Raw genomic sequence first — 22510 nt, 5'->3', positions numbered from 1 at the left:
GGTCACACCTCCTCGGGTTCGGTGAGCAGTGGGTAGACGCCGTTGTCGTCGTGGTCCTCCCGGCCGGTCACGGGCGGGTTGAACACGCAGATGCAGCGGAAGTCCTCCTTGACCCGCAGCGTGTGCCGCTCGTGCCCGTCCAGGAGGTACATGGTCCCGGGCGTGATCGAGTGGGTCAGCCCGCTCTCGTGGTCGGTCAGCTCGGCCTCGCCCTCCACGCAGACGACGGCCTCGATGTGGTTCGCGTACCACATCGACGTCTCCGTACCCGCGTACAGGATCGTCTCGTGCAGCGAGAAGCCGACCCGCTCCTTGGCGAGGACGATGCGTTTGCTCTCCCAGGTACCGGACGCGGCCTTCACATGGCGGTCGGTGCCTTCGATGTCCTTGAACGAACGGACGATCACGGTGCTGCGATGCCTCCTATGTAGACGGTTGGTGCAGACGGTGGTTCAGACGGTTTCCCGTACGGAGCGGGCCAGGACGCTCAGTCCCTCGTCCAGCTCCTCGGGGGTGATCGTGAGCGCCGGAAGCAGCTTCACGACCTCGCTCTCCGGGCCCGACGTCTCGATGAGCAGCCCGAGCTCGAAGGCCCGGTGGGCCACCCGCCCGGCGCGCTCCTTGTCGTGGAACTCCAGGCCCCACACCAGCCCGCGGCCCCGGTACTCCTTCACATCGGCGAGGTTCTCCTCGGTGATGGAGATGAGGGCCTGCTCGATCTGCTCACCGCGCTTGCGGGTCTGCTTCTCCATCGCGGAGCCGTCCGCCCAGTACGTCTCCAGGGCGGCGGTGGCGGTGACGAAGGCGGGGTTGTTGCCGCGGAAGGTGCCGTTGTGCTCGCCCGGCTCCCAGATGTCCAGCTCCGGCTTGAACAGGCAGAGGGACATGGGGAGGCCGTAGCCGCTGATCGACTTGGACACGGTGACGATGTCGGGCGTGATGCCGGCCTCCTCGAACGAGAAGAAGGCGCCCGTACGTCCGCAGCCCATCTGGATGTCGTCGACGATGAGCAGCATGTCCTGCCGCTCGCACAGCTCGGCGAGCGCCTGCAGCCACTCCTTGCGGGCCACGTTGATGCCGCCCTCGCCCTGCACGGTCTCGACGATCACGGCGGCCGGCTTGTTGAGTCCGGAGCCCTGGTCCTCCAGGAGCCGCTCGAACCACAGGAAGTCCTCGACCGTGCCGTCGAAGTAGTTGTCGAACGGCATCGGCGTGCCGTGCACGAGCGGGATACCGGCGCCGGCCCGCTTGAAGGCGTTGCCGGTGACGGCGAGCGACCCGAGGGACATCCCGTGGAAGGCGTTGGTGAACGAGACGATGGCCTCGCGTCCCTTGACCTTCCGCGCCAGCTTGAGCGCGGACTCGACGGCGTTGGTGCCGGTCGGGCCGGGGAACATGACCTTGTACGGCAGGTCACGCGGCCGCAGGACGACGTCCTGGAAGGTCTGCAGGAAGGCCCGCTTCGCGGTGGTGGACATGTCGAGCCCGTGCGTGACGCCGTCCCGCTCCAGGTAGTCGATCAGCGCCCGTTTCAGGACGGGGTTGTTGTGCCCGTAGTTCAGGGAGCCGGCGCCCGCGAAGAAGTCCAGGTACTCGTGGCCGTCCTCGTCGAACATGCGGCTGCCCTGCGCGCGGTCGAAGACGGTGGGCCAGCCGCGGCAGTAGCTGCGCACCTCGGACTCGACGGTCTCGAAGACACTGAGGTCGGGCTGGGTGATGGTCACGAAGAATCGCTCCTCGATGCGTGGGGGAGGGGAGTGCGTTCGGGTCGTCTCGGGTCGTCAGAGGGAGAGGGGGCCGATGCGGTACAGGACTTCGGCTTCGTGCGGCCCGTCGGGGAACAGGCCCGCGTCGAAGAGCACCTCACGCTCCAGGTCGGCGTCATGACGCTCGGCGAAGGCGCCGAACAGCCGCTCGGAAGCGGTGTTGCCGGGCGTGATGGTGGTCTCGACGGCGGTGATCCGCTGCTCGGCCGAGGCCCGCACGGCGAGGGCGTCGAGCAGCGCCGCGGCGAGCCCGCGCCCGCGGTGCGCCTCGTCCACGGCCACCTGCCAGACGAGCAGGGTGCGCGGACGGTCCGGCCGCAGGTACCCGGTGACGAAGCCGACCGGCTCGCCGCTCCCGTCCCGCGCGACGGCCGACGTCGCGGCGAAGTCGCGACACCACAGCAGATAGCTGTACGACGAGTTCAGGTCGAGGACCTTGGAGTCCCTCGCAATCCGCCACAACGCGGCGCCGTCCGCGACGGTCGGTCGGTCGATTTGCAGTTCTGCGGTCGTGTCTGCTGGTGCGGCAGTCATGCGAATTGAATTTACCCAGGGAAATTAAAAATTGCATCGCCGGGAGGGGTTACGGGTCGGCGGTGCATGTGTTATCACGCGGGCGCGTGCAGACGCGTGAAAGGTGCGAGGTATGGCCGGGTTTGACACGATCAAATGGCGCAAATCGCCCGTGGTGTGTAACGCGTCACAGCCATGTAACCCCCATGAGATCTGCCCGAATTCATCCGGTTGGCGTTCGCAGAATCTTTGCGTTTAGGACGAGAGAAAGCGGGCAGAAGAATACGGGAGGCTATTCTGGAATGAATTCCAGAATTACCCTTGAATTAGGTTCCGGTTACCCCGTCGATTCGTTCCCGCAAGATGTCGGCATGTCCGTTGTGCCGGGCGTACTCCTCGATCATGTGGACAAACACCCACCGCAGACTCACCTCCATCCCGGGAACGGGCCCCTCCATGACCCGACCGGTGTCGTCCAGCGACCGCCCGGCGACGATCTCGCGGCCCCGCGCGATCTCCCGCCGCCAGACACCGAGCGCGTCCTCGAGCGTGCGGGCGGGATCGAGGCGGTACCCGGTCGCCTCACCGAACACGGGCGGCACATCGAGCCCCGCGACCACCCGCTGGAACCAGTTCCGCTCGACCTCGGCAAGATGCTGCACCAGCCCGAGCAACGTCAGCCCGGACGGCTCGGCGGAGGCCCGCCGCACCTGCTCGTCGTCCAGCCCCGCACACTTCAGCTCCAACGTGGCCCGATGGAAATCCAACCAGCTCTCCAGCATCGGGAGTTCAGCGCCGGTGACAAGGGGGATGGGGCGGCCGTCGGGGAGGGCGTGGGGCGTGTCGGTGGTCATGCGGGGAGCATGGCACGGGGTCACGGCACACCGGAACGTACCTTTCAGCCCCGTCCGCACCTTCCGGCCCGCCCGGCGCGCGGGGACGTGTCTTTCAGCCCGTCCGGCGTTCGAGGACGAGGCCCTTGGGGGCCGACGGGGGTCTGGGGGCGGAGCCCCCAGGGATCGGGGTCGAAGGGGCGGGGTCGAAGGGGCGGGGTCGAAGGGGCGGCGCCCCCGGGGATGGGACGGGCAGGGGCGGCGGGGGCGAGAAAAACCCGGCCCGCGCCCGAACACCTACCGCCAGCTGTCCTCCACAGCCCGCAGCGCCCCCTCCACATCCACATCCAGCCCCTGCTCACTCAACGCGGCCCCCAGCGCCGCAAGGCTCGCCCGCACGGCCCCCGGCGTCGCATCCGCCCCGTAGTGATTGACCCGGATCATCTCCTTGGCCAACACGCCCCCACCCGCGGCCACCGGCAGCGCCGGATCCGACGCCAGCGCCCGAGCCACCAGCTCCGACGCCACCACTCCCGCCGGCGCCCGCAGCGTCGTGGCGACCGGCGCCGCGTCCCGCGCCTCGTACACATACGGCTCGAGCCCGCCCCCCAGGGCCACGGCCCCCGCCCGGACCGCCGCGGCCGCGGACGCGTGGCGGGCCATCACCGCGTGGAGCCCGACCGACTCGATCCGCTCGACGCAGGCCTCCAGCGCCAGCATCTCCAGCTGGGCCGGCGCGTGCAGCAACGCCTTGCGCCCGCCGTCGACCCACCGCTCCTTCCAGTCCAGCAGGGACAGATACGACCGCCGAGGCGCCTGCGGGTTCGCCGCCATCCGGGCCCACGCCCGCGAGCTCACCGACACCGCCGAGACACCCGCGGGCCCGCCCATCGCCTTCTGCGCCCCGATCACGCACAGGTCGACACCCCACGCGTCCGGCAGCACCGGCTCGGCCCCGATCGAGGCGACGGCGTCCAGGTAGAACAGCGCACCGTGCGACCGCACCACCTCCCCGATCTCCGCGACCGGGTTGGTGTTGCCCGTCGCCGCCTCCGCGTGCACCAGCGAGACGAAGTCGATCGACGGATGCTCGGCGAAGGCCTCCCGGATCTGCTCCGCGGTCACCGCCGTGTGGAACGGCACCGCCAGATCGATCACGGTGGCCCCGCAGTCCCGCAGCCAGTCCCCGAAGGTCTGCCCGTACGGCCCGGTGATCACGTTCAGCGCCACGGTGCCGGGACCCGCGGTCGCCCGGATCGCCCCCTCCAGCGGCAGCAGCGCCTCCCCCTGCATGATCACGACATCCTGCGAGGTGCTCAGCAGCCGCGCCACGCGGTCCTCGATCGACGCGAAGTGCGCCGCGCTGAGCGGGGCCAGGTCCAGGAAGGGGTGCGTCACAGTGGTGCTCTCTTCACTCACGGGATCAACGAATCGAGGGTAACCGGCACCCCGAGCACCCCAGCCCGCCACCGACTTCTTAGGTCAGACGGCCCTATAACCATCGGTTTGATTTGAGGGTCTCAAACTTCTCCTTATAATCGGAACCCGATATCCGGAACAGACAGTTCCCTCACAGGAGGCTTCCCCGTGAAGACGATCCTCGGGCGTCGGGCCCGCGTCCTGGCCGCCACCACCGCGACGGCCGGGCTCGTGCTCGTGGCCGGCTGCTCCTCGGACGACGACGGCGGCAGCGGCACCAAGACCGCCGCCGGCGGTGTCGAGCTCGTCAAGGCGGGGCAGCTCACCACCTGCACCCACCTTCCGTACCCGCCCTTCCAGTCGGAGATCGACGGCAAGGTGCAGGGCTTCGACGTGTCGCTGATCGACCTCGCCGCCAAGGACCTCGGCGTGAAGCAGGAGATCCTCGACACGCCGTTCGAGAACTTCAAGACCGGCGCGTTCCTCAACTCCGGCGAGTGCGACCTCGCGGCCGCAGGCATGACCATCACCGACGAGCGCAAGAAGAACGTCGACTTCTCGGACCCGTACTTCGAGGCCACCCAGGCCCTCCTCGTCGACAAGGGCAGCGGCATCACGTCCCTCGCCGACGCCAAGTCCAAGAAGGTCGCGATCGGCGCCCAGGCACAGACCACCGGCGAGGACTACGCCAAGAGCCAGGGCTTCGACCCGGTCTCCTTCGAGTCCTCCGACGCCGTCCTCAACGGTCTGCGCTCCGGCCAGGTCAAGGCCGTCGTCATCGACTACCCGGTCGTCCAGGGCTGGCTGAAGACCAAGGCCAACGCCGACGCCTTCCAGGTCGCCGAGCAGATCAACACCGGTGAGCAGTACGGCTTCACGGTGAAGAAGGGCAACACCAAGCTGCTCGCCGCCATCAACAAGGCCCTCGCCGAGGCCAAGTCCGACGGCACGTACAAGACGCTGTACGAGAAGTGGATCGGCCCCTACGACGAGTCCGCGGCCTCCGCGTCCCCGTCCGCCTCATGACGAGCTCCGACGCACAACTCCAGCCTCGCAAGAAGGGCCTGACCCGCAGTCAGAAGCGCCGTCTGTCGCGCGGCGCCCAGTACGTCGTGTTCGTCGCGGCCGTCGTCGCCTTCGCGGCGTCGGCCGACTGGGACCGGCTCAAGAACCAGTTCGCGCAGTGGGACATCGCCGAGCAGATGTTCCCCGACGTCATCACGCTCGCGCTGAAGAACACCGTGCTCTACACGCTGTCCGGCTTCGTGTTCGGACTCGTCCTCGGCATGGTCATCGCGCTGATGCGGCTGTCGTCGGTGGGCCCGTACCGCTGGTTCGCCGGCGTGTACATCGAGATCTTCCGCGGCCTGCCCGCGCTGCTGATCTTCATCTTCATCGGCGTGGCCGTACCGCTGGCCTTCCCGGGGACCGAGATCCCCGGCGGCACCTACGGCAAGGTCGCCCTCGCGCTCGGCCTGGTGGCGGCCGCGTACATGGCCGAGACGATCCGCGCGGGCATCCAGGCGGTGCCCAAGGGGCAGATGGAGGCGGCCCGTTCGCTGGGCTTCTCGCCCGCGCGGGCCATGGTCTCGATCATCATCCCGCAGGCGTTCCGGATCATCCTCCCGCCGCTGACCAACGAACTCGTCCTGCTCTTCAAGGACTCCTCGCTGGTCCTCTTCCTCGGCGTCACCCTGGAGGAGCGCGAACTGTCCAAGTACGGCCGTGACCTGGCCAGTACGACCGCCAACTCCACGCCGATCCTCGTCGCCGGCCTGTGCTACCTGCTGGTGACGATCCCGCTCGGCTTCGTCGTGCGCCGTATGGAGGCGAAGGCCCAGGAGGCCGTGAAATGAGCCGACCGGAAATCGAAGTCCGCGGACTGCACAAGTCGTTCGGCGACAACGAGGTCCTCAAGGGCATCGACCTGGAGATCGGCCAGGGCGACGTCGTCTGTGTCATCGGCCCCTCCGGCTCCGGCAAGTCCACGCTGCTGCGGTGCGTGAACCTCCTGGAGGAACCCACCAAGGGCCGGGTCTTCGTCGGCGGCACCGAACTCACCGACCCCGATGTCGACATCGACGCCGTACGCCGCCGTATCGGCATGGTCTTCCAGCAGTTCAACCTCTTCCCGCACCTCACCGTGACCGAGAACCTCACGCTGCCCCAGCGCAGGGTGCTCAAGCGGGACAAGGCGCAGGCGGCGAAGGTGGCCGCCGAGAACCTGGAGCGGGTGGGTCTGTCCGAGAAGGCGAACGCCTACCCGGCCTCCCTCTCCGGCGGCCAGCAGCAGCGGGTCGCGATCGCCCGCTCGCTGTCGATGGGCCCCGAGGTGATGCTCTTCGACGAGCCGACGTCGGCACTGGACCCGGAGCTGGTGGGGGATGTGCTCGCGGTGATGCGGATGCTGGCGCGGGAGGGCATGACGATGATGGTCGTCACCCACGAGATGTCGTTCGCGAAGGAGGTCGCCGACCGGGTGGTCTTCATGGACGGCGGAATGATCGTGGAGGACGGCACGCCGGCCCAGGTCATCGGCAGTCCCCGCCACGAGCGGACGCGCCATTTCCTGTCGCGGCTACTGGACCCGGCGATGGCTGATGTCGAGGAGGAGACGTCCGACCAGGTCGGCGACGGTGGCTGATTAAGCTCCTGGGCATGAGCGATCACCCGGTGCTGCACGTGAAGGGCAGGGTCCTGGTCGGACCCGACGACGTCCGCGACGAACTGTGGGTCGTCGACGGCCGGATCTCCTACGACCGTCCCGTCGGCGCCCAGGACGTCCGTACCGTCCCGGGCTGGACCCTGCCCGGTCTGGTCGACGCACACTGCCACGTGGGCCTCGGCCCCCACGGTCCCGTTCCCCAGGACGTCGCCGAGCGGCAGGCCCTCACCGACCGGGAGGCCGGTACCCTGCTGATCCGCGACGCCGGTTCCCCCTCGGACACCCGCTGGACCGACACCCGCGAGGACCTCCCGAAGATCATCCGGGCCGGCCGCCACATCGCCCGTACCCGCCGCTATATCCGCGGCTACGCCCATGAGATCGAACCGGACGACCTGGTCGCGTATGTTGCCCAGGAGGCCCGCCGGGGCGACGGCTGGGTCAAGCTCGTCGGTGACTGGATCGACCGCGAAGTCGGCGACCTGGCCCCCAGCTGGCCGCGCGCCGCGGCGCAAGCGGCGATCGCCGAGGCCCACCGCCTGGGCGCAAGGGTCACGGCCCACTGCTTCGCGACCTCGTCCCTCCGCGACCTCGTGGAGTCCGGCATCGACTGCGTCGAACACGCCACAGGCCTCACCGACGACCTGATCCCCCTCTTCGCCGACCGCGGCGTGGCGATCGTCCCGACCCTGGTCAACATCGCCACGTTCCCGAAGCTGGCCGAGGGCGGCGAGGCCAGGTTCCCCCGCTGGTCGGCCCATATCCGCCGCCTCCACGAACGCCGCTACGACACGGTCCGGGGCGCCTACGACGCCGGTATCCCGGTCTACGTCGGCACCGACGCCGGCGGCACCCTGCCGCACGGCCTGGTCGCGGCCGAGGTCGCGGAACTGACCAAGGCGGGCATCCCCCCGACCGAGGCCCTCGCGGCGACGACCTGGGCGGCCCGCGAGTGGCTGGGACGCCCCGGCCTGGAGGAGGGCGCCACGGCCGACCTCGTGGTGTACGACGAGGACCCACGGGCCGATGTACGCGTACTGGCGGCGCCGCGACGGGTCGTACTGAACGGACGCGTCGTTGACGGAGCGTGACCGAAAATCGCCCCGTGTCGTTGTGCACCCCGGCTCTCGAACCGGCGCGTCAACGGGAGCGCTCGCACACATGAGGGCCCAGGGGTGACTTCGAGGAACACCCGTGCCGTGCGATTCGAAAAGGTTCACGGAAACACCACGTTGGGGTGAAGTCCCGTCGGACTGCTGACTGTTCACTCTGAGTGCGTAATTCTTGCCGGGTCCCGAGCAAGTCTCCTCTGAGGGGTCCCCACCTTGAACGGCAAGAACTTCCGCATGCCCGCACGCCGTCTGGCGACCGTCGCGACGGCCGCGGCCCTGGCCGCAGGTCCCGCGGTCCTGGCCGGCGCCGGCTCCGCGCACGCGACCGGTGACGAAGGGCGTGCGAGCGCCGTCGTCCTGCGCACCGGGCTCGACGTGTCCCTGCTCAACAAGACCGTGAACGTCCCGCTCGCGGTCTCCCTCAACGAAGTGCAGGCGCCGCAGAGCGCCGAGAAGACCGCGCTGAGCGCCCGGTTGAACGGCGTCGACGGCGGAAAGGCCTTCAGCGTGCTCGACGCGCAGGTGGCGTCGGCGAAGGCGGACGTGACCGACACCAGGGCCGAGGCCTCCACCACCCTCGCCCACGCCAAGCTCCATGTCCCCGGCCTGCCCCTGCTCTCGCTCATCGAGCTCGGCACGGTCACCTCCAAGGCGACGTGCGAGGCCGGCGAGACCCCGACCGCCACCTCCAACCTGCTGGGCTCGGTCACCGTCCTCGGCAAGAAGGTCACGCTCACCGCCGGCGGCCCGACCGAGGTCAAGGTGCCCGGCGTCGGCGAGGTCCGTCTCGACCTCTCCAGGACCGAGACCACGACGGACACGGCAGCCGCCACCGCCCTCGAACTCACCGTCTCCATCAACCCGTTGAAGCTCAACGTGGCCGAGGTCGAGGGAACCCTGACGCTGGCGAAAGCCACCTGCGAGGCCCCGGCCGCACCCGCCGCCGCGACCACTCCCGCGAAAGACGTGAAGCCCCAAGGCGCCCCCGCCGAGGCGGGGTTGGCCGAGACCGGCGGCAGCTCGACGACCCCGTACATCGTGGGCGGCGCCCTCGCCCTGCTCGTCGCCGGCGGGGGAGCGGTCGCCCTCGCCCGCCGCGCCAGGAACTGATTCACGGGTCCCGAAGGTCAACAGCCTTTCTCTGTCAGAGCTGTTGACCGACCAATGAAAACGTTTTAACTTCCTCTCGCTCCGACTTCGAGACGTGAGGGGGACCCGTGGCCGCTGTACTACGGGAACGTGCAGGTACCGAGGAGGTGAAGGAGGCGCGCCGTCGATCCGGCGGTGCGCCCCGACGGAGAAAAGGTTTTCAGAGCAGGGCCTCACGATCCCTGGTCCTGCTCATGCTGCCCGGCCTCGCCTACTTCCTGCTCTTCCACTACGGCGCCCTCGTCGGCAACGTCATCGCCTTCAAGGAGTACGTCCCCTTCGACGGCATCTGGGGCAGCCCCTGGGTCGGACTCGGCAACTTCCAGCGGATGTTCGAGGACGCGGCCTTCTGGGACTCGGTCCTCAACACCCTCTGGATCTCCGTCCTCCAGCTGGTCTTCTTCTTCCCGGTGCCGCTCGCCCTCGCCCTGCTCCTGCACAGCCTCACCTGGAGCAGCGTCCGCCGGTTCGTGCAGTCCGTGGCGTATCTCCCGCACTTCATCTCATGGGTGATCGTCGTCGCCCTCTTCCAGCAGCTCCTCGGCGACACCGGGCTGCTCAACTCCGGCCTGGACGGCATGGGCCTGCACACCGTCGACATCATCGGCAACCCCGACGCCTTCAAGCCGCTCGTCGTCGCCCAGGTCATCTGGAAGGACGCCGGCTGGGGCACGATCATCTTCCTCGCCGCCCTCGCCCAGGTCGACGAGCAGCAGTACGAGGCCGCCGCGATCGACGGCGCCGGACCCTGGCGGCGCTTCTGGCACGTCACGCTGCCCGCCATCCGCCCGGTGATCGTGCTGCTGCTGATCATGCGGCTCGGCGAGATCCTCTCCGTCGGCTTCGAGCAGATGCTGCTCCAGCGCGACGCGGTCGGCCCGGAGGCCGCCGAGATCATCGACACCTTCGTCTACTACCAGGGCATCGTCGGCGGCGACTACGGATTCGCCGCCGCCGCGGGCCTGTTCAAGGGCGTCATCGGCGCCCTCCTCGTCTACGCCGCCAACAAGGTCGCCCACCGCCTCGGCGAACAGGGGGTCTACAAGTGAGCAGCCCTGTACGGCCCGGCTGGATGGAGAAGCCGAAGCCGGTGACCCAGGCAGCCAAGGGCCTGGCCCTCGTGGCCGTCGTCCTCCTGGTCTGCGTCCCGTTCCTCGTCATCGTCTCGACCTCACTCGCCTCCACCGACGAGGTCGTGGCCAACGGCGGCTGGGTGCTCTGGCCGACCGAGCCCTCGCTCGACGCCTACCGCGACATCCTCGACGGCGGCATCGTCACCCACGCCCTCGGCGTCAGCGCCGGCGTCACGATCGTCGGCACCCTGCTCAGCCTCGCCTGCACGGTCACCCTCGCCTACGCCCTCTCCCGCCCCGGCGTCTTCGGCGGCAGGCCCGTGCTGCTGCTCGTCCTGTTCACGTTCCTCTTCCCGCCCGGCATGATCCCGAGCTTCCTGCTGGTCAAGGAGCTGGGCCTGCTGGACAGTTACGCCTCGCTCGTCCTGCCGGTCCTCGTGAACGTCTTCAACCTCGTCGTCCTGCGCGGCTTCTTCCAGGGCATCCCCGAGGAGCTGTACGAGGCCGCACGGCTCGACGGTGCGGGGGACTGGCGGGTGCTCTTCTCCGTCGTACTACCGCTGTCCAAGGCCGCGTTGGCGGTCGTGGGACTGTTCTACGCGGTGGCCTACTGGAACTCCTGGTTCTACGCCTCGCTCTATCTGGAGAGCGATCACTGGCCGCTCCAGCAGGTGCTGCGGACCTATGTGGTGGCCGGCTCCGGACTCACCGACGCGACCACCGGCGAGGGCACGGTCACCGCTCCGCAGACCGTGCAGATGGCGGTCCTGGTGATCGCCACCGTGCCGATCCTGCTGGTCTATCCCTTCCTGCAGAAGTACTTCACCAAGGGCGTGCTCACCGGCGCCATCAAGAGCTGACGCAAGCTCCCACAAGCTGACACGAGGTGATTCACCCATGCCCCGCATGTCCCGTCGCACCCTGCTCGGCTCCATGGCCGCCGTCGCCGTCCCGGGCGTACTGACGGCCTGTTCCACCGGCTCCGGCGACAGCGACGTCTCCAACGCCGGCAAGAAGCTCGCCCCCTGGCCGTCCTACCGGCCCGCCACCGGCCCCAAGCCCGACCTGGCCCCCACCGACGCCGGTGTCCAGGCCGGATACACCGCCTACCCCGCCGAGTTGGTGCAGTCCGTCGCCCGCACCCCCGGCGACGGCTCCACGGTCAAGGTCATGTCGGTGTCCTTCGGCACCCCGCCCAAGCCGGCCTCCGCCAACCAGTTCTGGGCGGCGGTCGAGAAGGCCCTCGGCGTGAAGATCGAGTACACGATCATCTCCCAGGCCGACTACCAGAAGAAGATGGCGACGGTGATGGCGGGCGACCCCGACAGCCTGCCGGACATCATCAACATGTTCTCCGGGTTCGTCCTGCCCCGCGAGGCCGAGTTCGTGCAGCGCAGGGCCGAGGACCTCACCCCGTTCCTCTCGGGCGCGGCCGTCGCCGACTACCCCAACCTCGCCAACATCCCCACCCACGCCTGGCGGGACATGGGCCGCATCGGCGGCCGCGTCTACGGCATCCCCCTGGAACGCCCGCTGCCCGGCTCCACCCTCTGGCTCAACCAGGGGATGTTCACCGACGCCGGCATGACGGAGGGCTGGACCTCCCAGGACTTCGCGGCCGTCGCCAAGAAGGCCACGAGCGGCCGTACCTACGCACTCGGCGCCGCCCAGGGGTCCCTGTTCGGCAACGCCGTGCACTCCGCCGCGCACCACGCACCCCAGGAGTGGGCCGTCACCAAGTCCGGTGCCTTCCAGCCGGGTTGGGCCGACGAACGCTTCAAGGCCGCGATCGCCTTCCAGGCCGGACTGCGCAAGGGCGGCGCGTACCACCCGGACGCGACCTCCATCTCCCAGATCGACCTGACGACCCTCTTCTACAACGGCACCGTCGGCTCCATGCAGGACGGCTTCGGCGCCTACCTCCCCAAGTACCGCGAGACACAGGGCAAGCTGACACCGGCCGCCGCCCTCCCGTACAGCGTCGACGGCACCCCCGGCGGCATCGTCGCCGCCCGCCGCTCCTTCGGCTACACCGTCCTGAAGAAGGCGAAGAAGGAACGCGTCGAGCTGCTCCTGCGCATCCTCGACTACCTCGCCGCCCCCTTCGGCAGCAAGGAGTGGGAGCTCGTCCACTATGGCGTCGAGGGCACCCACTTCACCCGCGGCAAGGACGGCTCCCCGCAGCCCACCAAGCTCGGCGAGGTCGAGAACAACACCAACCTGCCGCTGAAGTACCTCGCCGAGGGCCCGCAGGTGCTGTTCGTACCGGGGATGCCGGACGCCGTACGGGCCCTGCACACCTGGCAGCGGCAGACGGTGCCGCACGCCGTCCGCAACGCCTCGTACGGGCTCCAGTCCCGTACGAAGAACGCTCAGGGGACCACCCTCAAGGCGATGCTCGACGACACGGTCACCGGCATCGTCGCTGGACGGGTCCCGCTGTCGGAGTGGGACGCGGCCGTGAAGAAGTGGCGATCGCGGGGCGGCGACAGAATGGCCGAGGAGTTCGCGAAGGACTATGCGGCCAATACGTGACGCTCCGCAGGTGGAGCGCGAGGCGCGGGGGATGGGGAGCGGTATGACAGGCAAGGGACGGGTCACGATCCGCGAGGTCGCCGAGCGGGCGGGTGTCTCGACGGCGACGGCGTCGCGCGCGCTCACCGGGAACCATCCGGTGCCGCCCGCGACCCGGGCCCGGGTGCTGCGTGCCGCGCGTGACCTCGACTATGTCGCCAACGCGCACGCCCGGGCGCTGGTCGGGGGTGGCCGGAAGATGGCCGCGGTCGTCGTCCGACAGGTCACCAGCCCCTTCTACGCCCAGGTCGCCGAGGGCGTCGAGGCCGAGGCCGCCGACCGGGGCTGGCTGTGCGTCGTGGGCGCCACCGGCGGGGATCCGCAGCGGGAGATGGAGTTCGTGCAGCTCATGCGGGAGGAGGGGGCGCGGCTGGTGATCCTGGTGGGCGGCGTGGTCGAGGACGACGCGTACCGGTCGCGGGTGGCTCACTACGCGCAGGCGCTGGACTCGTCGGGGGCGCGGCTCGTGCTGTGCGGGCGTCCGGCGCCGGATCCGGAGATCCCGGCGCTGGTCGTGGAGTTCGACAACGAGGCGGGGGCGCGGGCGATCACGGGGCACCTGTTGTCCGCGGGGCACCGCCGGATCGTCTTCCTCGGCGGGCTGCCCGGGAACACCGCGCTGGACGCCCGTGTCGCCGGATACCGTGCGGCGCTCGCCGAGCACGGGCTGCCCGGGGAGGCCGCGCGTGTCGTCGACTGCGGGCTCGGGCGGGCGGCCGGGTTGCGGGCGATGACCGAACTGCTGAAGCAGACGCGGGAGTTCACGGCGGTCGTCGCCGGTGACGACATGGTCGCGGCGGGGGTGCTCCGCGCGATAGCGGACGCGGGACTGAGGGTGCCGGATGACATCTCCGTCGTCGGGTACAACGACATCCCGCTTGCCGAGGACTTCAATCCCCCGCTCACGACTGTGCGTACGCCTGCGGAGGAGCTGGGGCGGGCCGCCGTTCGGATTGCGTTGCGCGATCCCGCTCAGGCGGCCGGCAGTCACCACCTGCTCGGCACGCACATCGTCGTTCGTCGCAGCGTGAGCGGCCCGCCGTCGTGAGGCTGCCGGTTCGTTGTGGCTGGTCGCGCCCACGCGGCGGTAGCCGCACATCGACATAGCCCCGCGCCCCTGACGGGGCGCTCCACATCCCCCTGACAAATGGAGACCCCAAGCCGTATGGCCGCGCCTCACGTGCCGCTTTCCGAATCGACGTACCTTCTTCCCCCAGACACACTGCGCTCCCCCCTCACCGGCTGGACCCGCGTCCACTGGGAAGCCCTCGCCGACCGGCTCCTCGGCGGCGTGCTTCCCTACGCCTCCCCGAACTACGCCCAGTACCGGCTCCCCGGGCCACCCAGCCACTCCGGCCCCTGGTCCGACGGGCTCGAAGGGTTCGCCCGGTCCTTCCTGCTCGCCGCGTTCCGTATCGCGGGCGCCGAGGGCCGGGTCGCCCCCGCCCTCGTCGAGCGGTACGCGGCCGGGCTGGCCGCCGGTACCGATCCGTACGGTGACGAGCGCTGGCCGCCCATCACCGACCGGGGGCAGCCGATGGTCGAGGCCGCCTCGATCGCGATCGCCCTGCACGAGTCGCGGCCCTGGCTCTGGGATCAGCTGGATGACACCGTAAGAGGTCAAGTCACCGAGTGGCTCGGCCACTTCGTCGGTGCTGTCGCCAACGACTCCAACTGGCGGCTCTTCCAGGTCATCACGGAGGAGTTCCTCGCCTCCGTCGGCGCCCCGCACAGCCGTGGCGAGATCGACGCCGGGCTCGCCAGGCTGGACGACTGGTACCGGGGCGGGGGCTGGTACACGGACGGTGACGGTAAGAAGTTCGACTACTACAACGCCTGGGCGCTGCACCTGTACCCGGTGCTGTGGGCGCGGATCGCCGGCCCCCGTGCGGAAGCCGGCACCGTCGCCCGGCACCGCGCCCGACTGCGCGAATTCCTCGCCACCCACCAGTACTTCTTCGGTTCGGACGGCGCCCCCGTCCACCAGGGCCGCTCCCTCACCTACCGCTTCGCCGCGGCCGCCCCCCTCTGGGCCGGCGCCCTCGCCGACGCCACCCCGCTGCCGCCCGGCCGCACCCGGCGCCTGGCCTCCGGCACCCTGAAGCACTTCGCCGAGCGCGGCGCACCCGACGAACACGGTCTGCTCAGCCTCGGCTGGTACCGGCCCTTCCTCCCCGTCACCCAGCGCTACTCGGGCCCCGCCTCCCCGTACTGGGCAGGCAAGGCCTTCCTCGGCCTCCTCCTTCCCGAGACCCACCCCGTGTGGACGGCCACCGAGGAACCCGGCCCCGTCGACACCGCCGATTCCACCCTCGCCCTGCCCGCCCCGGGCTGGCTGCTGCACTCCACGGCGGCCGACGGGATCGTCCGGCTCGTCAACCACGGCAGCGACCGCCTCCCGCCCCCGCCGGCCACGGACGAGGACAGCCCGCACTACGCCAAGCTCGCCTACTCCAGCGCCACCGCCCCGGACACACCGACCGGGCCCGACAACCACATCGCCCTCCTCGGCCCGGACGGGACACCGTCCGAACGGGGACGCATCCACCCCCTGGGCGTCGAGGGCCGACGCGCCGCCTCCAGCCAGGCCACGGGGATCGAGACGGTGAGCGTCGTGCACGGACCGTGGGAAGTACGGGTCCACCGGGTCCCCGGCAACTCACGCGTGCGCGAAGGGGGTTGGGCCGTCGCCGACGACACCGCGGCACCCCACGCGCAGACCGGCCCCGGCCACGCCCTCGCCCGCCGCACCGACGGCCTCACCAGCGCCCTCGTGGCCCTGTACGGCTGGAGCGACGTCGAGGGCACGGTCGTCCGCGCCCTCGACGCCAACGCCTACGGACACCACTCCGCGACCCCCGTCCTCGAAGGCACGGGCCCGCTCCTGGTCACTCTCGTCGTCCTGACCAAGGGCGAGGCGCGCACCACCGGCGCGGGCGTCACCGTCGACGACGAGGGTTCCGTCGACATCCGCTTCCCGGACGGAACCCGGGAGCGGATCAGTACTTCGCCAGGACCATCGCCTGATCCAGCGCCTGGAGGAACGAGTTGACCGTCTGACGGTCCCGCACCGCCAGCCGCAGCCACTCCTCGTCCAGACCCGGGAACGTGTCCCCGCGCCGCACCGCGAAACCGAGGTCGCGCAGATGCCGGCGTACGGCGGCCGCACGAGGCAGCCGTACGAGGACGAAGGGGCCCTCCGCCGGTTCGGCCACCGTCAGGCCGTCCGGGGCGAACTCCCGCAGTCCCGCGACGAGATGGGCGCGGTCGGCGGCGATGCGGTGGGCGGCGTGGGCCGCCTCGGCCAGGGCCTGCGGCTCGACGCACGCCTGGGCCGCCGCGAGCGCCGGGGTGGACACCGGCCACAGGGGCTGGGCGCGCTCCAGTTCCGCGATGGTCTCCGGGGCGGCCAGGACGTAGCCGATGCGCAGACCCGCCAGACCCCAGGTCTTCGTCAGGCTCCGCAGGACGACCAGACCGGGGATGTCCGTGCGGCCCGCCAGCGCCTCGCGCTCGCCCGGCACCGCGTCCATGAACGCCTCGTCCACCACCAACGTCCGCCCTGGACGGGCCAGTCGGGCGAGGGCGTCGGCCGGGTGCAGGACGGACGTGGGGTTGGTCGGGTTGCCGATCACCACCAGGTCCGCGTCCGCCGGGACGGCCGCCGGGTCCAGGCGGAAGCCGTCCTCCTGGCTCAGCAGCAGCCGCTCGACCGTGTGGCCCGCGTCCCGCAGCGCCGCCTCCGGCTCCGTGAACTGCGGGTGCACGACGAGCGGCCGACGGACATCCAGGGCACGGGCGAGGAGCACGAAGGCCTCCGCCGCGCCCGCCGTCAGCAGGACGCGTTCCGCCGGGAGGCCGTGCCGTGCGGCCACCGCCGCCCGCGCGTCCCGGCCGTCCGGGTAGGCGGCCAGGCCGGTCAGCGACTCAGCGATCCGCCCCCGCAGCCACGCCGGGGGCGTGTTCGCGCGGACGTTCACGGCGAGGTCGGTGAGCCGGGCCCCGTCGTCGCGGACCTCCGCGTCGCCGTGGTGGCGGAGGTCGTGCGCCGCCGCCCCCTCCGCGTCAGTGCGCATGTGAGTGGGCGCCATGGTGGTGTCCGTGGTGGTGATGGTGCCCGTCGTCGTCGGGGTGGAAGTGCGGCTGCTGCGGCAGACCCACCTTGTCCTCGAAGCCCGGCAGCGCGATGCGGTACACGCACGAGTCGCAGTTCATCCGCAGATCGCCCGCGACGGCCTCCCGGTACCGCTCCATCACCAGGTCGAGCAGCTCCGGCTCCGGACCGATGACGTCCGCCGAGCGCACCTCGACGTCCGGGTGGGCGGCCGCCCAGCCCTCGGTCTGCTGCCGGACCCGCTCCGGGAGGATGCCGGTGAACAGGAAGTAGGGGAGCACGACGATCCGCCGCGCGCCCAGCTTCACACAGCGGTCGAGCCCGCCCGGCACGTCCGGCGCGGCCAGCGACACGAACGCCGTCTCCACACCCGCGTACCCGCGCCCCTCCCACAGCAGCCGGGCCGCCTTGTACACCTCGGCGTTGGCGTCCGGGTCGGTCGAGCCGCGCCCGACGAGCAGCACGGTCACGTCCGAACGGTCGCCGGGGGAGCGCTCGGCGGAGCCGAGGGCCTCGTCCAGCCGCCGCTCCAGCACCGACAGCAGCGCCGGGTGCGGGCCCAGCGGACGGCCGTAGGTGTACGAGATCCCGGCGTGCCGTTCCTTCTCGCGGGCCAGCGCCGCCGGGATGTCACCCTTGGCGTGCCCGGCGGACACCAGCATCAGCGGAACGGCGGCGAACCGCCGCACACCCCGCTCCACCAGCTCGGCGACGGCCTCGCCCAGCGGCGGTGGGGACAGCTCGATGAAGCCGCCCGCGACGGGCAGATCGGGGTTACGGCGCCCCAGCTCCCGTACGAAGTCGCGGAACGCCTCGGCTCCGGCCTCGTCCCGGGTGCCATGGCCGGCGATGAGCAGGGCGGGCGGCGGGGTGGTCACGATTTCTCCTCAGGGGAAACGGGGTGGTACAGCAGGGCGTTGAGCGCGGCCGAGGCGACCGCGGAGCCGCCCTTCTCGGACACGTTGCTCACGGCGGGCAGCCCGCTCTCGCGCAGCGCGGCCTTGGACTCGACCGCGCCGACGAAGCCGACGGGCAGACCGATGACGAGTGCCGGGGCGGCGTCCAGGGTCAGCAGCTCCTCCAGCGCGGTGGGCGCGTTGCCGATGACCCACAGGGCGCCGGGTCCGACCTGCTCGTAGGCGAGCCGGACGGCGTGCGCGGAACGGGTCAGCCCCGCACCGGCCACGGCGTCCCTCAGCCGGCAGACGGTCTCGCGCCGGGTGATGCCGGCCGCGACCATCTCCACGTCCACGACGACGGGCGCACCGCCGTGCAAGGCCGCGTGTGCCTTCTCCAGCTCGCCCTCGTCCATGACGAGATCGCTCGCGTACTCCAGGTCGGCGGCGGAGTGGATGACCCTCTCGACCACTGACCGGGTCAGCGGCGGGAAGTGCGAGGTGTCCAGGCGGGCGCGCAGCCGCCGGTAGGACTCCACCTCGATCGGATGGATCTCACGGATCACCGGGCACCCTCCTCTGCCGTCTGCCAGCGGTAGCCGCGCGGCGTCACCATGCGTCCCGCGATGTCACGGGTCGCCGTGTTGCCCACGGTCACCACCGTCATCATGTCGACCGTCGCCGGATCGAGGGAGCCCAGTGACGTGAGACGACCGGACTCGTCCGGCCGCGACGCGTTCCGTACGACACCGACCGGCGTCGTCGGCTCCCGGTGCTCGGCGAGGATCGCGAGCGCCTTCGGCAGCTGCCAGTCCCGGCCGCGCGAGCGGGGGTTGTAGAAGGTGACCACGATGTCCGCCTCGGCCGCCGCGCGCACCCGCCGCTCGATGACCTCCCACGGAGTGTGCAGGTCGGAGAGGCTGATGGACACGTGGTCGTGGCCCAGGGGCGCACCGAGAACGGCCGCCGCGGCGAGGGCGGCGGTCACCCCCGGCACGCCGATCACGTCGATGTCGTCGGACGCCTCGGCGAGCGCGGGGGAGGCCATGGCGTACACGCCCGCGTCCCCGCTGCCGATCAGCGCGACGGCCTGCCCCGCGCGGGCCTCCGCCACAGCGGTCCGCGCCCGCTCCTCCTCGGCCCCCAGCCCCGACTCCAGGATCCGGGTGCCGGGCCGCAGCAGATCGCGGATCTGGTCGACGTACTGGTCCAGCCCGACGAGCACCGAAGCCCGCCGCAACTCCGCCTTCGCGCGGGGCGTGAGCAGGTCCCGGGCACCGGGGCCGAGCCCGACGACCGCGAGCCGGCCGCGCGCGGGACGCCGTACGACGGCACAGGTCGCCATGGCCGGCAGTCCGTCCGCACGCTCCGACTTCCGCTTGGGGACGAGGAGTTCCCCGCCCCGGACGAGCGCGGCGGCCTCCGCCACCGACGGCGTGCCCACCGCGGCGAGGGGCGCGTCCGAGGGGTTCGGGACCTCGACGGACGCCAATTCCTCGGCGGAGTACGTCACCAGGGGCACGCCGAGCCGCTGAGCCGCCCGGACGATGCCGGGCTCCTCGGACTTGGCGTCCACGGTGGCCAGTTCGGCGACCGACGCGGCCGACAGCCCGGCGTCCCGCAGCGCACCCTCGATCAGGCCCAGCACCTCGTCCACCGGCGCCCCCTTCGAGGCACCGACCCCGACGACGAGGGACGGCGGCCGCAGCACGACCTCGCGCTCGGTCGCCTCCACGAGACGGTCGGTGAGACGGACGGAGTAGTCGCCCTCCTCCGTGACCTTCAGCGCGGGCAGCGGCCACGTCAACTCCGCCTTGAGAGCGACCGGTTCACCGTCGAGCAGTGCCCGCGACACGGCGGCGACATCGCCCTCGACCGGGAATCCGAGCGTGTCCAGGCCCGGCAGTCCGACGGCGTCCGTGGCCGTCGTCACCACGGGCTCCGCGCCCAGCAACTCCCCGACCTCACGGGCGAGGTCATTGGCGCCACCGCCGTGCCCGCCGACCAGCGACACGGCGAACCGCCCGCCCTCGTCGACGCACACCACACCCGGGTCCGACGACTTGTCGCCGAGCAGCGGCGCGACCAGCCGCACCACGGCCCCCGTGGCGAGGAAACACACGAGCTGCTCGCACTCCGCGAACGCGGCCCGTACGGCATCCCCGACGGGACCCTCGTACACACGCGTCCGCTCCGGCCACGCCGCGGCCAGCCGGTCCCGCGCAGCCGCCCCCGCCGAGGTGGCGGAAATGAGGCCGATCACAGAGCAACTCCTTCTTCAGGGTCGGGGATTCGGACCCCCCACAACAGAAAAACAGGATTGGTGGCCGCGAGCCGGGTCACCTCACCCGGCAGCGGCGCGAGCCGCGAGGACTGCAACAGCACCCCGTTACAGGTGAACCCGGCACCGGTGAGCGCCTCGCGTACTCCCGGCACCCGGTCGAGCGCCGCCATCGCGACCACGACCGTCCGCCGGGCCCGCCGCGCGCACGCCGTGACGATGGCGGGCAGCTCACGGCCCCCGCCGCCGACGAACACGGCGTCCGGGTCGTCGAGATCGGACAGCACGGTCGGCGCGGCCCCGTGCACGGCCCGTACGTCGACACCGTGCGCCGCCGCGTTGGCGCGGATCCGCTCGACGCCGTCCCGGGTCTTCTCGACCGCGACGACGGCGGCCCCGAACCGCGCGCACTCCACGGCCACGGACCCGGAGCCCGCGCCGATGTCCCAGACCAGATCACCGAGCCGGGGACCGAGCCGCGCCAGTGCCAGCGCCCGCACCTCGAACTTGGTGATCATCGAGTCGCGGTGGGTGAACTCGCTCTCGTCCAGGGCCCATTGCGCGGGCCCGGGCGTGGTCCCGGCGACCGTCCGCACGGCACCGAGCGCCCGCGCCTCGTCCAGGCACAGCACCACGCTCACCGCCGTCCCCCAGTCCCGGGCGGCGGCCTCGGCGGGCGTGACGCGCTCCACGCGCTCCTCCCGCGACCCGAGCGCGGACGCCACGACGAGGACCCGGTCGTCGGCCCGGAGCGCGGCCCCGATCTCCGCGGGTCCGGCCCCCGGTCCGGTCAGCACGGCGACCTTGGGCCGCGCCCGGCACACGTTGACGGCCGTACGCAGGTCTCTGCCATGTGCGCTGACCACCACGGCGTCGTCCCACGGCAGCCCGGCCCGCGCGAAGGCGGCGGCGACGGAGGAGACCCCGGCACGGACATCGAGCCGCTCGGCCCCGAACCGCTCGGCCAGCACCCGTACGATCCCGAAGAACCCGGGGTCGCCGGAGGCCAGCACGACCACCCGGTCCTGCTTGTCCAGATGCCGCTCGATGACGTCCAGCGCGGGCGCGAGCGGCCCGAGGACGACCTGCTCGACGTCCCCGGGGACGGCCGCGGACGCCAGATGACGCCGGCCGCCCACGACCAGCCGGGCCCCGGCCAGCACCTCGGCGGGAACCGGCGTCCCCGTGCCCGTGCCGAAGACCGTGATCATGTACTCGCACCCCGCTCCCGCAACGCCCGGCGGGCCTCCGGGTCGGCCTTGCGGTACCCGTGGAAGTGGCCGGGGTGGTAGAGGTGCGAGCGGGTGCCCTCGGCGTCGAGCGCCGGGCCGACGAGGAAGAGGGTGTGCTTCCAGAGCTTGTGCTCCTTGACGGTCTCCTCCAGCGTCTCGATCGTGCACCGCACGATGAGCTCCTCGGGCCAGGTGGCCTGGTAGGCGACGACGACGGGGGTGGCGGTCGGATAGCCGCCCTCGAGCAGCTCCCGCACGAGCTGCCCGCTGCGGGCCGCCGACAGGAAGATCGCCATGGTGGTCCCGTGCTTGGCGAACTCGCGCACCTCCTCGCCGGGCGGCATCGGCGTCTTGCCGCCGCCGAGCCGGGTCAGGACGACGGACTGCGCGACCTCCGGGATGGTCAGCTCCCGCCGGGCGAGCGCGGCGACGGCGGAGAACGCGGAGACGCCGGGGATCACCTCGGTGGCGATCCCGATCCGGTCGCACCGGTCGAGCTGCTCCTGCGTGCCGCCCCACAGGGCGGGGTCGCCGGAGTGGATACGGGCGACGCGGAGGCCCTCGGCGACGGCCCGCTCGTACACGGCGACGACGTCCTCCAGGGACATGGTCGCCGAGTCGAGGATCTCCGCGCCCTCGCGTGCGTGCTCCAGAACCTCCGCCTGGACCAGGCTGGCCGCCCAGATCACGACGTCGGCCTCGGCGATCGCGCGCGCGGCACGGAACGTCAGCAGGTCGGCGGCGCCGGGGCCGGCACCGACGAAGGTCACCTTGCCGGCAGGGGCGTCGGCCATGGTTTCGGGTCCTCTCGAACGAAGATTCACGGAGATTCGCAGGGCAGCTGGATGTGCGCGCACAGGGCCTGATCGGATACGAAGGGCCC

General features: G+C 71.1%; 21 protein-coding genes. 10 read left to right on the top strand and 11 right to left on the bottom strand.

Features of this window, described 5'->3' with window-relative positions; genetic code table 11:
- Positions 1-2: 2 nt before the first annotated feature.
- The 5 genes from ACIOHP_RS15825 to ACIOHP_RS15805 all read right to left on the bottom strand — a co-directional run bounded on the left by ACIOHP_RS15825 (position 3) and on the right by ACIOHP_RS15805 (position 4510).
- The gene (locus ACIOHP_RS15825) at positions 3-407 is read right to left on the bottom strand and encodes an ectoine synthase (RefSeq protein ID WP_361487811.1); all 405 of its coding nucleotides are present in this window, start codon (positions 405-407) and stop codon (positions 3-5) included.
- Between the two features lie 45 nt (positions 408-452).
- Positions 453-1724, bottom strand: coding sequence for a diaminobutyrate--2-oxoglutarate transaminase (gene ectB, locus ACIOHP_RS15820; RefSeq protein WP_361553840.1), 1272 nt, complete (start codon positions 1722-1724; stop codon positions 453-455).
- Positions 1725-1781: 57 nt separating this feature from the next.
- Positions 1782-2300: a diaminobutyrate acetyltransferase gene (gene ectA / locus ACIOHP_RS15815; protein ID WP_361487806.1), complete on the bottom strand. Its 519-nt coding sequence runs from the start codon at positions 2298-2300 to the stop codon at positions 1782-1784.
- Positions 2301-2605: 305 nt separating this feature from the next.
- Positions 2606-3133 carry a DinB family protein gene (locus ACIOHP_RS15810; protein ID WP_401887757.1) on the bottom strand — a complete coding sequence of 176 codons (528 nt, stop codon included), beginning with the start codon at positions 3131-3133 and terminating at the stop codon, positions 2606-2608.
- A 276-nt stretch (positions 3134-3409) separates the two neighbouring features.
- Positions 3410-4510 carry an aminotransferase class V-fold PLP-dependent enzyme gene (locus ACIOHP_RS15805; RefSeq protein ID WP_361553976.1) on the bottom strand — a complete coding sequence of 367 codons (1101 nt, stop codon included), beginning with the start codon at positions 4508-4510 and terminating at the stop codon, positions 3410-3412.
- Positions 4511-4699: 189 nt separating this feature from the next.
- Here ACIOHP_RS15805 and ACIOHP_RS15800 point away from each other — a divergent pair, with 189 nt between their 5' ends.
- The 10 genes from ACIOHP_RS15800 (at position 4700) to ACIOHP_RS15755 (ending at position 16156) form a co-directional block, all read left to right on the top strand.
- On the top strand, positions 4700-5557 hold the full coding sequence (locus ACIOHP_RS15800; protein WP_361487802.1) for a transporter substrate-binding domain-containing protein: 858 nt from the start codon (positions 4700-4702) through the stop codon (positions 5555-5557).
- Positions 5554-6387, top strand: a complete 834-nt coding sequence (locus tag ACIOHP_RS15795) for an amino acid ABC transporter permease (protein WP_351687573.1) — start codon at positions 5554-5556, stop codon at positions 6385-6387. Before ACIOHP_RS15800 ends, ACIOHP_RS15795 begins: the two co-directional genes overlap by 4 nt.
- Entirely contained in the window at positions 6384-7175 is a 792-nt protein-coding gene (locus tag ACIOHP_RS15790) for an amino acid ABC transporter ATP-binding protein (protein WP_401887754.1), read from the top strand. Before ACIOHP_RS15795 ends, ACIOHP_RS15790 begins: the two co-directional genes overlap by 4 nt.
- 14 nt (positions 7176-7189) lie before the next feature.
- On the top strand, positions 7190-8287 hold the full coding sequence (locus ACIOHP_RS15785) for an amidohydrolase family protein (protein WP_401887751.1): 1098 nt from the start codon (positions 7190-7192) through the stop codon (positions 8285-8287).
- Positions 8288-8521: 234 nt separating this feature from the next.
- Entirely contained in the window at positions 8522-9418 is an 897-nt protein-coding gene (locus ACIOHP_RS15780; protein ID WP_401887749.1) for an SCO1860 family LAETG-anchored protein, read from the top strand.
- Between the two features lie 233 nt (positions 9419-9651).
- The gene (locus ACIOHP_RS15775) at positions 9652-10506 is read left to right on the top strand and encodes an ABC transporter permease subunit (protein ID WP_361553821.1); all 855 of its coding nucleotides are present in this window, start codon (positions 9652-9654) and stop codon (positions 10504-10506) included.
- Positions 10503-11390, top strand: coding sequence for a carbohydrate ABC transporter permease (locus tag ACIOHP_RS15770; RefSeq protein WP_401887746.1), 888 nt, complete (start codon positions 10503-10505; stop codon positions 11388-11390). The genes ACIOHP_RS15775 and ACIOHP_RS15770 overlap by 4 nt, the downstream gene beginning before the upstream one ends.
- A gap of 37 nt (positions 11391-11427) precedes the next feature.
- The gene (locus ACIOHP_RS15765) at positions 11428-13065 is read left to right on the top strand and encodes a sugar ABC transporter substrate-binding protein (protein ID WP_401887744.1); all 1638 of its coding nucleotides are present in this window, start codon (positions 11428-11430) and stop codon (positions 13063-13065) included.
- Between the two features lie 43 nt (positions 13066-13108).
- Complete coding sequence (locus ACIOHP_RS15760) at positions 13109-14152, top strand: LacI family DNA-binding transcriptional regulator (protein ID WP_401887741.1); 1044 nt, start codon at positions 13109-13111, stop codon at positions 14150-14152.
- A gap of 117 nt (positions 14153-14269) precedes the next feature.
- On the top strand, positions 14270-16156 hold the full coding sequence (locus ACIOHP_RS15755) for a DUF2264 domain-containing protein (RefSeq protein WP_401887738.1): 1887 nt from the start codon (positions 14270-14272) through the stop codon (positions 16154-16156).
- Here the strand turns inward: ACIOHP_RS15755 and cobC are convergent.
- The 6 genes from cobC to cobM are packed head-to-tail and all read right to left on the bottom strand — an operon-like array spanning position 16104 to position 22421.
- Complete coding sequence (gene cobC, locus ACIOHP_RS15750; RefSeq protein ID WP_361553809.1) at positions 16104-17180, bottom strand: Rv2231c family pyridoxal phosphate-dependent protein CobC; 1077 nt, start codon at positions 17178-17180, stop codon at positions 16104-16106. The genes ACIOHP_RS15755 and cobC overlap by 53 nt on opposite strands.
- A complete protein-coding gene (locus tag ACIOHP_RS15745; protein WP_361553806.1) occupies positions 17170-18096 on the bottom strand; it encodes a sirohydrochlorin chelatase in 927 nt (308 codons plus the stop codon). Before ACIOHP_RS15745 ends, cobC begins: the two co-directional genes overlap by 11 nt.
- Positions 18093-18680 carry a precorrin-8X methylmutase gene (locus ACIOHP_RS15740; RefSeq protein WP_401887735.1) on the bottom strand — a complete coding sequence of 196 codons (588 nt, stop codon included), beginning with the start codon at positions 18678-18680 and terminating at the stop codon, positions 18093-18095. Before ACIOHP_RS15740 ends, ACIOHP_RS15745 begins: the two co-directional genes overlap by 4 nt.
- On the bottom strand, positions 18677-20377 hold the full coding sequence (gene cobJ, locus ACIOHP_RS15735; RefSeq protein ID WP_401887733.1) for a precorrin-3B C(17)-methyltransferase: 1701 nt from the start codon (positions 20375-20377) through the stop codon (positions 18677-18679). The genes ACIOHP_RS15740 and cobJ overlap by 4 nt, the downstream gene beginning before the upstream one ends.
- Entirely contained in the window at positions 20374-21606 is a 1233-nt protein-coding gene (gene cbiE / locus ACIOHP_RS15730; RefSeq protein WP_401887730.1) for a precorrin-6y C5,15-methyltransferase (decarboxylating) subunit CbiE, read from the bottom strand. The genes cobJ and cbiE overlap by 4 nt, the downstream gene beginning before the upstream one ends.
- Positions 21603-22421 (bottom strand): precorrin-4 C(11)-methyltransferase, encoded by an 819-nt coding sequence (cobM, locus tag ACIOHP_RS15725; RefSeq protein ID WP_361553794.1) that lies wholly within the window; start codon positions 22419-22421, stop codon positions 21603-21605. The genes cbiE and cobM overlap by 4 nt, the downstream gene beginning before the upstream one ends.
- Positions 22422-22510: the final 89 nt, after the last annotated feature.

Origin of the sequence: Streptomyces sp. NPDC087859, assembly GCF_044742595.1 — a bacterium.
In the GTDB taxonomy this organism is placed as follows: domain Bacteria; phylum Actinomycetota; class Actinomycetes; order Streptomycetales; family Streptomycetaceae; genus Streptomyces; species Streptomyces canus_F.
This window is presented reverse-complemented; position numbering and strand designations above follow the sequence as displayed.